Source organism: Jutongia sp. (assembly GCF_057878315.1).
In genome coordinates, this window is sequence record NZ_DBLXSO010000001.1 from 62,254 (window position 1) to 76,708 (window position 14,455).

Genomic DNA, 14,455 nt, shown 5'->3' on the forward strand with positions numbered 1-14,455 from the left:
TAGCGAGAAGCTGCAGTGTTATGGCAGAAATGGAGACAAGAATGGCAGAGAAAAAGAAATGTATGGCGGTGATCGTAAGCCAAAGTAAGATTTCCGAGGGAATCTACAGCATGTGGCTTCAGTTCCCCGGGGATTATAATATTGCGGCACAGGCTGTGCCGGGTCAGTTTATTTCCATGTACTGTGCGGAGGGAAGCAGACTGCTTCCAAGACCGATCAGTATCTGTGAGATTGATGCGGAGGGAAGAAAGCTTCGCGTTGTTTACCGTGTGGCAGGAAAAGGAACAAAGGAGTTTTCTGCTATGGGTGAAGGAGATCAGATCCCGGTGATCGGACCTCTTGGCAATGGATTTACGAGAAAGGAAGGAAAAGCAGTTTTGATCGGTGGAGGAATCGGAATCCCGCCGATGCTTGCACTGGCTGAGGCACTTCACGCAGAGGGCGTGGAGGTGTCTGTGGTGCTTGGATACCGGGACAGCGATCTTTTCCTGAAGGAAGAATTTACTCGGTATGCGTCCGTCTATGTATCTACAGAGGATGGCAGTGTTGGAACGAAGGGTAATGTCATTGATGCGATCCGTGCAAATGAGCTGGAAGCAGACACAATCTATGCCTGCGGACCAATGCCGATGCTTCGCGGAGTGAAGGCATATGCGGCAGAGAAGAAGACAGAGGCACAGATATCCATGGAGGAGAGAATGGCGTGCGGCATAGGTGCATGTCTGGGATGTGTCTGCCAGTCTACAGATGTAGACGGACACAGTCATGTACATAACAAGCGTGTGTGCAAAGATGGTCCTGTCTTTAATGCGAAGGATGTTACATTGTGATCGTGTGTCTGTAATCGGTGTTTGCCGGATTTGATCGGACAGACAGTACAGAGCAGACAGCTTATAGGACATGGAGGATGAATATGAATTTATCAGTTGATTTTGCCGGAGTATCGATGAAGAATCCGGTGACAACAGCATCAGGAACCTTTGGCTCCGGTGCAGAGTATGGAGAATATGTGGATCTGAACCGTCTGGGAGCAGTTACCACAAAGGGTGTTGCCAATGTGCCATGGCCGGGTAATCCGACGCCGCGTGTATGTGAAACCTACGGTGGTATGTTAAATGCTATCGGACTTCAGAATCCGGGCATTGATGTTTTTATTGAGAGAGACATTCCTTATCTGAAGCAGTTTGATACAGGAATCATTGTAAATGTGTGCGGTCATACCACAGAGGAGTATCTTGAGGTGGTAGAGCGCCTGGCAGACCAGGATGTTGATCTGCTTGAGATCAATATTTCCTGTCCGAATGTCAAGGAGGGTGGTATTGCTTTTGGTCAGAATCCAAAGCTGGTTGAGAAGATCACGGCGGACATTAAAAAGCGCGCAAAACAACCGGTGATCATGAAGCTGAGTCCGAATGTGACGGACATCACAGAGATGGCGAGAGCGGCAGAAGCAGGTGGTGCCGATGCTCTTTCACTGATCAATACACTGACCGGAATGAAGATCGACATCAACAGACGCTGCTTTGCATTGGCCAATCAGACCGGCGGTATGTCCGGTCCGGCAGTCAAGCCGGTGGCGGTCCGCATGGTATATCAGGTGGCACAGGCAGTGAAGCTTCCTGTGCTTGGCATGGGAGGTATCCGCACAGCGGAGGATGCACTGGAATTTATTATGGCAGGTGCTACGATGGTGGCGGTCGGAACGGCGAACTTTAACAATCCGGCGGCAACGATCGATGTGATCGAGGGCATTGAGCAGTTTATGAAGGAGAATCATGTGGAAGATATTCATGAGCTGATCGGCTGTGTTCACGCTTAATAAATACAGGAATATTTAACATTATCTTTACACTTGCAGTGGGCTATGATATGATGAAATCTGTGCGAGCAAGCTTATTTGCAAGCAACAGATTCCGGTTCGGCATTTTGGTGACCGGAGATGAAAGCAACAGACAGTAATACGAGGAAGGAGTTACATAATGAAGAAGAAAATACTGGCAATGGTACTTTCACTGGCAATGTGCTGCAGTATGACGGCATGTGGAAGTGCAAATAAGGACACGGCAACAAGCGACGGCGCTTCATCTGATAAGAAGGCAGCTTCCAAGAACGACAATGGCTCTGATCTTGCTTACATTCAGGATAAGGGAACACTGATCGTTGGTATCACGGATTTTGAGCCGATGGATTATCAGAAGGGTTCTGATGAGTGGATCGGTTTTGATGCGGATATGGCGAATGCATTTGCAAAGAGCCTCGGCGTTAAGGCTGAGTTCGTAGAGATTGACTGGGATAACAAGGTTCTGGAGCTTGATGCAAAGTCCATCGACTGTGTATGGAACGGTATGACACTTACCGATGAGGTGACAAGCTCTATGGCATGCACCAATGCATACTGCAATAACGCACAGGTGGCAATTGTCAAGGCAGCAGACAAGGATAAGTACAGCACCGTAGAGAGTATGAAGGATCTGAACTTTGCGGTTGAGGCAGGCTCTGCAGGAGAGAAGGAGCTTTCCAAGCTTGGTTACAATTATACATCCGTAAAGGCACAGGCTGATGCGCTGATGGAGGTTTCCGCAGGTACCTCTGATGCGGCAGTGATCGATTCCCTGATGGCAGCAGCAATGGTTGGTGAGGGAACCGGTTATGAGAAGCTTACTTATACAGCAAGCTTTAATAGCGAGGAGTATGGTGTAGGTTTCCGTAAGGGATCTGACATGGCAGACAAGTTAAATGACTTCTTTGCTGAGAGCTACAAGGATGGCAGTATGAAGAAGACAGCCGAGAAGTATGGTGTTCAGGCTGCACTTATTGAACAGTAATATAATCATGCAGGGCTGCCGTGATGTTACATCTGCGGCAGCTTTTGCCATGCAAAGAGAGAAATAATAAAAGGCAGGTATAATAATGTCAACGATCATGGAACAGATGCCCATCGTATTTCATGCATTAAATGTGGGCTTTTTACAAACATTAAGGCTATTTTTTGTAACGCTTTTAGGAGCCTTTCCACTTGGACTGGTCATCGCATTCGGATCTTTATCCGGTTTTCGTCCACTGAAGTATCTCACAAGACTGTTTGTGTGGATCATTCGTGGAACGCCTCTGATGATCCAGCTTCTGATCATCTATTATTTTCCGGGACTTGTTCTTGGACAAACGATCTGGAGCGGCGGTGAGGACGGAAGATTCATGGCGGCAGCTGTTTCCTTTATTATTAATTATGCGTGCTATTTTTCGGAGATCTACCGTGGTGGTATCCAAAGTGTGCCAAAGGGGCAGCAGGAGGCTGGCCTTGTACTCGGTATGACCAAAAGACAGATCTTTTTCAAGGTAACATTGTTACAGATGATCAAGAGGATTGTTCCTCCGATCTCCAATGAGATCATTACACTGGTTAAGGATACTTCTCTGGCGCGTATTATTGCGCTGCAGGAGATTATCTGGGCAGGTCAGGCATTCCTGAAGGGCTCCAACGGAATTTCCGGACAGATCTGGCCGTTGTTCTTTACTGCGGTTTATTATCTGGTATTTAGCGGTATTCTTACTCTGTTCCTTGGATGGCTGGAGAGAAAGCTGGAATATTTCAAATAGGAGGACAATGTCATGGCAATATTAGAAGTACAAAATATCGAGAAATCCTTTGACCGAACACCGGTATTAAAGGACATTTCCTTTTCGTTGGAGCAGGGACAGGCTCTGGCGATCATTGGTTCCTCCGGTTCCGGCAAGACAACACTGCTTCGTTGTCTGAACTTTCTGGAGAAACCGGATAAAGGAAGGATCGTTGTTCAGGGAGAGACGCTTTTTGATGCAGAGGATGCAACCTCTGTCAAGGAGAAGGATATCCGCATGAAGCGGCTTCACTTTGGTATGGTTTTTCAGGCGTTTCATTTGTTTCCGCAGTACACAGCACTGCAGAATGTTATGCTGGCAAGACAGCTTCTCGAAAAGGGCAAGCCGGGCTTCAAGGAAAACAAAAAGAAAATCTACGAAGAAATTGAGACAGAAGCTAAAGAACTTTTAGACAAAATGGGATTATCGGACCGGATGCAGCATTATCCGCATCAGCTTTCCGGCGGACAGCAGCAGCGTGTGGCAATCGCGAGAGCGCTTGCATTAAAGCCGGACATTCTTTGCTTTGATGAGCCGACCTCAGCACTGGATCCGGAGCTTACCGGGGAAGTTTTAAAGGTCATCCGCAGTCTTGCCGATCAGAATATGACCATGGTCATTGTCACACATGAGATGGCGTTTGCAAGAGATGTGGCGGATCAGGTTATCTTTATGGACAGTGGAGTGATCGTGGAGCAGGGCGACGCAAAGCAGGTGATCGAGAATCCACAGGAAGAGAGAACAAGACAGTTCCTGTCAAGATTTTCGCAGGGGATATAGTGTCTTTTAAATGAATAAGGAGGTATTTATAATGGAACAGTATAAGCAGGAATTTATCGAATTTATGGTGGAGAGTAATGTGTTGAAGTTTGGTGACTTTACACTGAAGAGTGGTCGTAAATCTCCATTTTTTATGAATGCGGGAGCTTATGTGACAGGCGCACAGCTTCGTAAGCTGGGACAGTATTATGCGAAGGCGATCCATGAGCATTACGGGGATGATTTTGATGTGCTTTTCGGACCGGCATATAAGGGAATCCCACTCAGCGTAGCTACGACAATGGCATTTGACGAGCTGTATGGCAAGGAGATTCGCTACTGTTCTAACCGTAAGGAAGTCAAGGATCATGGAGATACCGGCATTCTTCTGGGAAGCAAGATCAAGGATGGAGATAAAGTTGTCATCATTGAGGATGTTACGACATCCGGCAAGTCCATTGAGGAGACATTCCCGATCATTCAGGCTCAGGGGGATGTGGAGATCCTTGGATTGATGGTATCCTTAAACCGTATGGAGAGAGGTCTTTCCGGCAATGCCAGTGCCCTTGATGAGATTCAGGAGAAGTATGGCTTTGGCGCAAATGCGATCGTAACGATGGAGGATGTGGTAGAATACCTTTATAATAGGGAATGCCAGGGTAAGATCGTGATCGATGATACGATTAAAGCGGCGATTGATGCATATTATAAAGAGTACGGTTGTCAATAAATGATTCGTGGCGGTTTCTCAAACAGCGCGAAACCGTTCATAAATGAAATGGAGGAGGGACCTTATGGCAGAGAAGGTTTACAAAACAATGAAATCCGTGGGAGCATTTAGTCTGGTGACAGGGATTCTCCTGATCGTAGGCGGAATTGCTGCCGGTGTTGCCGTTATCATTAATGGAGCAAAGCTGCTTCATGCAAAGTCAGATCTGACATTTTAAAGAGATGGGATATTATTACTTAGGACTTTACAAAGACTTTTCCTGCATGGCAGGAGATTGTCCTTCGACCTGCTGTGCAGGTTGGAGGATTCGTATTGATCAGGAGGCAATGGAGAGATTTCAGGCATTGCCGGATCACAAACTGCGGGATGATATTCTGCAGCATGTCCGTAAGAAGGGACAGGACTGTTATTTTGCAAACCGTTCGGATGGAAGCTGTGCGATGCTTGATCCGGACGGTTTGTGCCGCATTCAGAGAAATACAGAGGAACAGATGCTGTGTGTTACCTGCCGCAAGTTTCCGAGACTGGCAGGAAGGGTAAATGGGGATCTGTGGATGTCGATGGCGGCATCGTGCCCAGTTGTTGCCAAGTATCTGCTTCAGCAGCCGGTCAGCTTTTACAGAACGGATGGACATGTTACCGGTGATGTGTCCCGGCAGGAGATTCCGAAGTTTTCCGGGGAGTGTGGATCGCTGATAAGGCTTCTGAAAGAAGCCGGTGCAGACGAGCAGATACCGGATATGAGGGAACAGATCCGCAAAATGTGGAACCGCTACTGCAAAATGTACGACATTGTGAATGGATGTCTGGAAATCATGGCGTCATCGCCGGAGCTAAACTATCTGGATGGAAGCTTCGATTATTTTGAGGGCGAGCGTGAGACGTCAAAGATTCTGCAGGAAATAATGGATTTTGAGGAGAGGAACAGAGAGCTTCTACGGCACTTCGCCGCCAATTATCTCTGCTACCGGGTCTATAGTTGCAGGCTGGAATATCCGGAAAGCAGTGATGCAGAGAATCAGTTTCGGATATTGGGAGAGTTTTTTTTGTTTATAATTTTGCGGTTTTCAAGAGATCTTGTATTGGGGCGGTCAGATGATGATATTGTGATTGCGGAAATCAACTGGATGTACCGCTTCTGCGTGCATGGACGGAAACGGTATGTGAAATTTGGAAAATTAGTCAGGGAAACATTCAAAAAAACAGAATATTTAGCCGAAATAATTAGTAGTATAACCGGAAGCGATTTTCGGGATGCAGTGTCAGAGTAGGCAAAATCAGAAAATGCCTTGTATCACGCGGCATTTTCTGGCGTTTACGACAAAATATGACAGACTGATTTATTAAAAAAGTAGAAAAAATAAAAACCTCTTTACGAAGTCGTAAAATTATCATATGATTGTGATACCAAAACGGGTGAGGAGGAAATTTATGAAAATTGCATTTTGGAGCAATGTACGAAAGAACGGCGGAGTGTCGACCAACATGGTATGTATGGCGGCTGTTTCCGCAATTGCAGGGATGGGAAGAAGTGTTCTTCTGGAGAATCATTATAATGTGAATAATCTGAATGGTATGCTGCTATCACAGGACAAGATCGATATGCTGCATGAGACCGGACAGTATTATAACAAGTATGGGATTGAGTATATACTCAAAAGGCTTTATACGGGAGCACCCGGAGAGCAGTTGATTCGAAGAGCATCTATTCCTCTGTTATATTCAAGCATCTATTATCTTCCGCAAAGTTATATTGTAAATAGAGAAGTTTTTGACTATGAGTTTGAGCTGGCACATAAAGATCTGTTCCGCTGTCTGGAGAATATTTCCGATATGGTATTCATTGATACGGAATCAAAGGGCAATGCAAGCTCGGTACAGATCCTGGAGGAAGCTGATATTGTTGTGGTCAATATTGATCAGGAGCAGGCAGCATGGGACGATTTCTTTGAACACTTTGAGGGACTGGCGAGCAAATCAATCTTTCTGGTCGGGCAGTATGAAAAGGAAAATCCCTTTGATCTGGAACAGATCCGGAAGGAATACCGGATTCCCAAGGAGAGAATTGGTGCGGTTCCTTACAATATCGATCTGCGTATGGCAGCGGCCGAGGGAAGGATCATTCCGTTTCTGAACCGCAATTATCTGAGGAGCAGCCGTGCAGAGAACAGTGAGTTTATGAGTCAGTTAAAGCAGGCAGCTGTGATGTTGAAGGAAAATATCGTTCGGACGGGGAAGCAGGACGTGGCGAGCCGGTACAGAGCGGATGAAAGGAGGCGTCATGGACAGACATCATCCGTATTGGAAAAAAGATCCGGAGTTTAAATATACCTATTGCTTTGGACTTGGCGTAATGTCTATGGGACATATGAAGTCTATTATGGAAACGCAGGATTTCTTTGAGGAGCTTATGAGGTCGATCGATCTGGCGAAAGAGCAGGAACAGCAGATATTCTTTGACCTGAACAACCACTTTGATGAATGGGTTGACTATGTATTCGGAATGCTGCAGGGGAAAGAAGAACAGTATTGCTTTGTGCTTGATCTATACAGCATCCTTTCTTTCGCATCCTGGGCGAAGGAATATTGTCAGGCAGTGCTGGAGGACTATCTGCAGGTGTTTCAGTTTTCAACGGCGGAGCGTGAATTTTTTGCGGCATTTGACCGCTGCCGGCAAATGGGCAGAGTTGAGGCTGCAGTAGAAGTATACCGCAGATTTGTGGAGCAGGGCTTCCGGATCAGGTATGATTTTCTGACCTGGTTCTTTCCGATGTTTCATCTGGAGGAGCAGCTGGAGACGATGCGGATTCGTGACGGGGAGACGGTGATTCTGGACTATCCGGTTGTGATACAGGGAGATATTGAAGTAGATAAGGGTGGACGTCTGTTGATCCATGGAGCGGATATTCATATGAACGGCAGAGTGATCGTGCATGGTGGACGCTTTGTAGCAGATCACGGGCATATTGAGGTGATGGGCTGCTCTGCAGCATACTGGCTGACAATCGAGGAGTCCTCGGTTGTCACCCTCACAGACACCACAGTGAACTGTCAGGAGCACTGCGGCATGCTGCATCAGACAACGGGGTATCTTCTGATCCGCGAATGTTGGATTTGTCACACAGCAGGAGCCAGAGCAATCTCCTTTGAGGGCGATGCAATGAAGCTTGCAGATACGCATTTCTGCTATGGACAGGGAGGGATGTTATCGATTGAGGATGCTGCCAGTGCAGAGATCGTGGACTGTACCTTTAAGCATGCACAGGCAGAGTATGGAGGAGCTGTTTACGCGGATACCATACACGATGTTTTACTGCGCCGATGCAGTTTTGAGAGCTGTCATGCCAAATATCTGGCGGCGGCTGTGTACTTTAAGTATCAGAAGCTGGGGCAGCGCATTGAGGAATGCAGCTGCAGAGATTGCATGCCGCAGGAGCATCCGTTTTTTAACACACTTTGAGAGTGGGGATTTTACGGGAAAAGATCAGGAAGCTTCTGTTTGCAGTCTGGCAGACAAGAGTCCGTATAAGCATTTTGGGAAAGGCTGGTGATTCGTATGATCATAGGGAATCAGAAAAAGCTTTATTATAAAAAGAAATCCTGGCTGACGCCGAAGCATCCTCTGTACTTTGAATCGGAGGAATTTAAGATGTATTATGCGGCGGCAGTTATGATTCACGCTGCCATGAATCCGCAGGTGCCGCCGGAACAAAACTACGAGCTGGACCGGCTGATACACCGGGGGCTGGAGCTTCGGGCAGAACAGATGGCGCTGGCATTGAAGAAATCTGCAAATCCAAGCGAGGTGCTGGGATATCTTTGTGATCATATGGATTCTGATGAGAAACGTTATCTGTTGATGTTAGATCTGTACAATATATCTTCGGAGGATGATCCGTCTGAAAAGGAACAGGAAAATATAAGGCTTGTAATGCACATGCTTGAAATCCCGGAGAAGGCATCGAGGCTGTTAGCTCATTTTATACAGGCGGCTGGACAGGAGAAGGATGAACAGTGCCGTCGGATCTATCAGCAGATGACAGAAGCGAAGATGGAGCTGTCTCTGATGGAATTAAAATATTACCGGATGACATTATACGAGACCTCGCTGTGTACCCAGAAAGATCTTGATAAAGCCGGAAAGCTGCGGCTTGTAGACCGCTGTGAGATCCGGGAGGATATTGTTTTAAGGGATGGCATGGTGCTGCGGCTGGATCATGCCGTGGTGCGCATTTATGGCAATATTTCTATTGAAGGAGGTACCTTGATTGCTGAGAACAGTAAATTGATCCGTAAAAGTGATTCTCACCGGGCATGTGTCAATATTCGTCGTGCCGGAAGAGTGATCATGGAGCAGTGCGATATTGACTGCCGGAATTACGGAATGTTTCTACGGGCGCAGGATGGGGAGGCTGTCATTCGGGACAGCGAGATATATCATACGACAAGGGGAGCTGCGGTGCGTTTCTGGGGAAAGACACTGGAGCTTACCGGGACGGTTTTCCATCACTGTTATTCCAGAGAAAACGGTGGTGCAGTAATGGCGAGAGACGGAAAAGTAACGATCCGGCAGTGCCGTTTCTGGCATTGTGAGGCAGTTCGTGGCGGTGCTGTGTATATCAGACAGTCGATGGAGATAAGAGACTGCTTTTTTAAGAAATGCTATGCTTCCGAATATGGAGCAGCCGTCTTTTGCATTGGATGGATCGGAGATGGCGTGTCAGGTCTGCGATATCAGGAGTGTTTTCCGGAGAGAACGGAGACGATACAATATATCATTGCGCCGAGAGGTCTGGAGATTTCGGGAGAGTGTGAGATCGGGATCCATACGATCGTGGACTGCGAATTGCAGGTGCAGCCACAGGGAACTCTGCGGATCCATGATGCGGTCGTGTATTTAAGATATCCGATCCGGTGCAGAGGTTATCTGGAGATTGAGAAGTCGTTCGTGCGTGCGGATGATATGGAGGCAAATGACATGATCATACTGGAGCATGCAAGAGGCTGTACGGTCAAGGAAAGCAGATTGGACGGTATGGGCAGAAAGGGAGGCATTTTTGCAACTGGAAGCCGGATGGAGGCGTACCGGTCGGTTTTTTGTAATATGCGGGGCACAAGAGCGATATTTAATGCATATTTTCCACAGATCACGCAATGTATTTTCAATTATTGTCAGAATGGCGGTGTACATTGTCAGAGTGGAGTTGTGGAGGGATGCCTGTTTGTGAACTGCCGGGGTAAGAGTGGCGCGGCGGTCACGATGCTTGGCAAGAAAGGTATGATCAATAACTGTCGTTTTGTCCGCTGTATTTCGGATATCAGTGGAGGAGCCGTGGACAAGGCGGTCGGAAGTCAGCTTGAAAACTGTGAATTTCAGGATTGTACGCAGTGAGTTTTGAAGACGACTTGTATCCGGAATTTATTCAGAAGCTTCTTCAAAACGCCGTCATGTAGGAAAATCGTGTATAAATGCATGAAAAGCGTATCGCAGATTGTTATACTCTGTGATACGCTTTGTGTTTCTATACCCATACAGTGTAGGGGATGTAATATAAATTCCAATGACAGCGATATAAAACGCATGGTAAAGCCGTGAAAAGCAGGTTATGCCTCGGACGCTTCACCTTCCGTGGAACGGTCGCTGTCAGAAACTTCGTCCTCGTTGATCTGAGGAAGAAGATGAACCTTTACCTTGTCAATACGGTTTTTCTCAGCGGCGAGGACAATATATTCGGCAAAATTGTCGGAAACACGTTCTCCGGTCTTTGGAAAATGATCTAACAGGTTGATGATATGTCCGGCAATGGAATCATAATCCTCGGATTCGATATTGATTCCAAGCTCTTCATTGATATCATCCAGCTTGGCAACGCCTAGCAGAATGTAATTCTCATCATCCAGCTTTGTGATCTCATCCTCTTCATATCCATCATATTCATCGCGGATCTCACCAACGATCTCCTCGATCAGATCCTCGATAGTAAGCAGTCCGGCTGTGGCGCCGTATTCGTCAAGCACGATCGCCATGGGGATCGATTCCTGCTTCATTTCGAAGAAAAGCTCGGATATTTTCTTATATTCGTATGTGAAATAAGGTTCTCTCATGACATCAGAAATCTTAAAATCCTCATGGGATCCCTCGTAGAAGAAGATGTCCTTGAGATTGATAATGCCGATGATATTATCACGGCTTTCTTTATATACGGGCATTCGTGTGAATTTCTTTTTGCCGTAACATTCCATGAGCTCCTGATATGTAAGCTCAACGTTCGCAAATTCCACATCCATCTTCGGTACCATGACATCCTTGGCGAGCGAATCGCCAAAGTCTACCACGTTCGTGATCATTTCACGCTCTTCGCTTTCAATAACACCTTCCTCATGGCTGACATTAACCATTGTCAAAAGCTCATTCTCTGTGATCGCCGGTCGCGGCGACACATCGACACGTAAAAGCTTCAGTAAGCCAAAAGAAATCTGGTTCATCAGAAAGGAAACAGGGCGAAGAATCTGTGTCAGTGCATAGACAGGCTTCGCATAGATCAATGCCAGTTTCTCCGCATTGATTGTCGCCAATGACTTCGGAACGATCTCTCCAAAGATCAGGACCAGGATCGTCAGAATAGCAGTTGCCGCTCCGGTCAGGAGACTGGCAGATATCGGAAGCCCATTTCTCTGCGAAATACGGATCGCGTAAGAGGTCGTCAGCGAGGAAGCGGTCAGGTTCACGATATTGTTTCCAATCAGGATGCCGCTTAAAAGCTGTGTAGGCTTCTCGATCAATTTTAAAACAGTGGCAGCATTTTTGGTGTTATTCTCTGCCATAGACTGCATACGAACTTTGTTTACGGTTGTCAGACACGTTTCTGCGGATGAAAAAAACGCAGAAAGAAGCAGAAGGATCAATAAAATGATAATCTGCGAGGCGTCACTCGAATCCAAAAAATCAACTCCATTTCTTAAATATATTATTTATATATACTATGTAGCAATACCGGTCAGGATTAAATGATAATCCGATATTATCAGATAGTATTGCCCCTATTTTACCTAGCAGGGCGTCTCTTGTCAAGATGCTGAAAACGGATACTAAGACTTCCTGCACTAATAAAGGGAATGCGCCCATACTATTTCTTATGTCAGGTTATTGTAAACCAAATTTTGCCTGCCAAAATATACAAGAATCCGTGGACTGCGACAAAAAAATTGTCTTGTCACTTACGGATTTCGAAAAGTCTAATTGCTTTGCTGCTTTGATGTTTGATAAACGCATCCTGCCGTACTCGCCCCGAGGTGGGATTCAGATGTTTCGAGAGGCACTTGCACCCGCCGGTACTTACGCCCCAAAGTTAATAATTAACCTTTTACTTTGTTTGACACTTGGGGCGTTATGTACCGCTGCGTGGTGCAGTGGTAGCGGGAGCGTGCCGTCCGAAATAGCTGAGCCCACCTACGGGGCTCAGTCGTGCGGATGCGTATTTATCAAAGCATTGCAAAGCAAAGACTTTTTAGAAATCCTACTGATCTGCGTCAATTTTTTTGTCGCAGCCCACGGATTTATCTGTTTTTGAAGCAAAATTGGCATTTTATTTCCCTGACATAAGAAATAGTATGGGCGTATACCATAGCGCGGGAAGTCTTAGAATGTTATTTTCTGACAATTTTGTGAAAAATTTGAAAATATCAGAAAAAACTTGAAAAAGAGAGAAGATGGATGTACAATTATTTCAGGAAAACGATATACGCCTGATCACATATCAGGATATAATTTCGTATATCGATTGGGAGGTTGATATGAGGAAAAAATCCCATATTTCACTTGCATGGTATCTGATGAACAGCGAGGGGATGGATGCGTTAAAGCTTCATAAAGGTTCCTTTTACATTGGCAGTGTATTGCCGGACTGCATGCCGTCATTTCTGGTACGCAGACATACGATCGAGGATTCCTTTGAGGTTTTGGAGTGCGAGTTTCAGAAACTGGTATCACATTTTGATCCCGAGAAAGGGATAAACTGCTATTTCTGCAGACATTTAGGGATGATCACCCATTATGTTTCTGATTATTTTACATTTCCGCACAATGCGAATTATCCCGGAAATATTAAAGATCATTGTATCTATGAGGAGGAGCTAAAGAAAGAGCTTCGTGCCTATGTTCACAGTCCGGAAGCAGTTCGTCGGCGTGAAAAGATGGAAATGCATACACCGGCAGATATTCTGGCGATGATCCGACAGATGCATAACCGTTATCTTCAGATGGAAAGTGTCGTAAAGCGCGATTGTCAATATATTATTGAATTATGCCATAAGGTTGTAGATGCGGTGTTATGTTTTCTGGAGTCCCTGTCCGCAGCAAAGGTATCCGTTGCAATGTAGTGAAAATCATGGAGGGCAGCCTGTTTTATGAGGACAGTGCTGTAATACGATAGAACCGGAGAGTTGTATTTGATGACAGCTCTCCGGTTTTTTGCCCCTTTGTATTCTCTTGACAAATGAATGAAAATGAGTAAAATGAAAAGAGTTTTCAGATTTAAAATGAAAAGAGTTTTCAGATTGAAAATATTGAAATGGGAAATCCGCATTAGAAAGTGAAGTGTGAGCATGAGTGAGAATAGAGAAAGAAACTGGCTGATATCCTGTCGGGATGCCTCGCTGGGATATGACAACAAGCCGGTGTTGGAGCATCTGGATATTGAGATACAGGAGGGAGAATATATCTGCGTGATCGGAGAGAACGGTTCCGGCAAAAGCACGCTGATCAAATCGCTTCTTGGTCTTTTGAAGCCGGTCAGCGGTTCGGTGCAGATCAACCGCCGCATCGGAAAGGGAGCAGTCGGATATCTGCCACAGCAGACACAGGTTCAGCGTAATTTCCCGGTCAGTGTCCGTGAGGTTGTATTATCAGGCTTTCTGAATGATATGCGTTTCCGTCCTTTTTATAATAAGAAAGAGAAGCAGGAAGCAAGACATCATCTGGAGCATCTGGGAATTGCTGACCTCGAGAAAAAGTGTTACGGAGAGTTATCCGGCGGACAGCAGCAGAGGGTGCTTCTGGCGCGTGCTTTATGTGCTGCGGACAAGATCCTGGTGCTTGATGAGCCGGTCACGGGTCTTGATCCGATGGCAGCCAATACGCTTTATGAAAGTATGGAGCTTTTGCATCAGGAGGGTATGGCGGTTGTCATGGTTACGCATGATATGGGAAATGCGTTAAAATATGCGGACAAGATTCTCCATATCAGCGATAATGGCTACTTCTTTGGAAGCGTGGGGGAATACAAACAGTCCGATTATGCGAACATGTTTCTGGTGAAATAAGAGAAGAAATTTGAAAAGGGAGGAATT

The 14,455-nt window shown here is 46.0% G+C and carries 14 protein-coding genes; 13 read left to right on the forward strand and 1 reads right to left on the reverse strand.

Annotated features, from left to right (window positions below; all coding sequences use genetic code 11):
- Positions 1-41: 41 nt before the first annotated feature.
- From ACZLMD_RS00300 to ACZLMD_RS00350, 11 genes are all read left to right on the forward strand, one after another.
- Positions 42-830 carry a dihydroorotate dehydrogenase electron transfer subunit gene (locus ACZLMD_RS00300; RefSeq protein ID WP_482521918.1) on the forward strand — a complete coding sequence of 263 codons (789 nt, stop codon included), beginning with the start codon at positions 42-44 and terminating at the stop codon, positions 828-830.
- A gap of 83 nt (positions 831-913) precedes the next feature.
- Entirely contained in the window at positions 914-1,819 is a 906-nt protein-coding gene (locus ACZLMD_RS00305; protein ID WP_022305809.1) for a dihydroorotate dehydrogenase, read from the forward strand.
- A 160-nt stretch (positions 1,820-1,979) separates the two neighbouring features.
- A complete protein-coding gene (locus tag ACZLMD_RS00310) occupies positions 1,980-2,825 on the forward strand; it encodes a transporter substrate-binding domain-containing protein (RefSeq protein WP_118558886.1) in 846 nt (281 codons plus the stop codon).
- A gap of 85 nt (positions 2,826-2,910) precedes the next feature.
- Complete coding sequence (locus ACZLMD_RS00315; protein ID WP_022305807.1) at positions 2,911-3,597, forward strand: amino acid ABC transporter permease; 687 nt, start codon at positions 2,911-2,913, stop codon at positions 3,595-3,597.
- A 12-nt stretch (positions 3,598-3,609) separates the two neighbouring features.
- Entirely contained in the window at positions 3,610-4,398 is a 789-nt protein-coding gene (locus ACZLMD_RS00320; protein ID WP_118558887.1) for an amino acid ABC transporter ATP-binding protein, read from the forward strand.
- 31 nt (positions 4,399-4,429) lie between these two features.
- Complete coding sequence (gene pyrE / locus ACZLMD_RS00325; protein ID WP_482521913.1) at positions 4,430-5,107, forward strand: orotate phosphoribosyltransferase; 678 nt, start codon at positions 4,430-4,432, stop codon at positions 5,105-5,107.
- Between the two features lie 64 nt (positions 5,108-5,171).
- Positions 5,172-5,324, forward strand: a complete 153-nt coding sequence (locus ACZLMD_RS00330; RefSeq protein WP_022305804.1) for a hypothetical protein — start codon at positions 5,172-5,174, stop codon at positions 5,322-5,324.
- A gap of 4 nt (positions 5,325-5,328) precedes the next feature.
- Positions 5,329-6,378 (forward strand): flagellin lysine-N-methylase, encoded by a 1,050-nt coding sequence (gene fliB, locus ACZLMD_RS00335; protein ID WP_489494907.1) that lies wholly within the window; start codon positions 5,329-5,331, stop codon positions 6,376-6,378.
- Positions 6,379-6,538: 160 nt separating this feature from the next.
- Positions 6,539-7,432, forward strand: a complete 894-nt coding sequence (locus tag ACZLMD_RS00340) for a hypothetical protein (protein ID WP_022305802.1) — start codon at positions 6,539-6,541, stop codon at positions 7,430-7,432.
- Positions 7,389-8,567: a hypothetical protein gene (locus ACZLMD_RS00345; RefSeq protein ID WP_489494908.1), complete on the forward strand. Its 1,179-nt coding sequence runs from the start codon at positions 7,389-7,391 to the stop codon at positions 8,565-8,567. The genes ACZLMD_RS00340 and ACZLMD_RS00345 overlap by 44 nt, the downstream gene beginning before the upstream one ends.
- A gap of 96 nt (positions 8,568-8,663) precedes the next feature.
- A complete protein-coding gene (locus ACZLMD_RS00350) occupies positions 8,664-10,499 on the forward strand; it encodes a right-handed parallel beta-helix repeat-containing protein (protein WP_489494909.1) in 1,836 nt (611 codons plus the stop codon).
- Positions 10,500-10,711: 212 nt separating this feature from the next.
- Here ACZLMD_RS00350 and ACZLMD_RS00355 read toward each other — a convergent pair whose 3' ends face one another.
- A complete protein-coding gene (locus ACZLMD_RS00355; RefSeq protein WP_118558892.1) occupies positions 10,712-12,049 on the reverse strand; it encodes a hemolysin family protein in 1,338 nt (445 codons plus the stop codon).
- Positions 12,050-12,901: 852 nt separating this feature from the next.
- Between ACZLMD_RS00355 and ACZLMD_RS00360 the strand changes: the two genes are divergently transcribed.
- Together ACZLMD_RS00360 and ACZLMD_RS00365 are read left to right on the forward strand one after the other, a co-directional pair.
- Positions 12,902-13,486 (forward strand): zinc dependent phospholipase C family protein, encoded by a 585-nt coding sequence (locus tag ACZLMD_RS00360; RefSeq protein WP_022305963.1) that lies wholly within the window; start codon positions 12,902-12,904, stop codon positions 13,484-13,486.
- A 225-nt stretch (positions 13,487-13,711) separates the two neighbouring features.
- Positions 13,712-14,428, forward strand: coding sequence for a metal ABC transporter ATP-binding protein (locus ACZLMD_RS00365; RefSeq protein ID WP_022305964.1), 717 nt, complete (start codon positions 13,712-13,714; stop codon positions 14,426-14,428).
- Positions 14,429-14,455 lie beyond the last annotated feature (27 nt).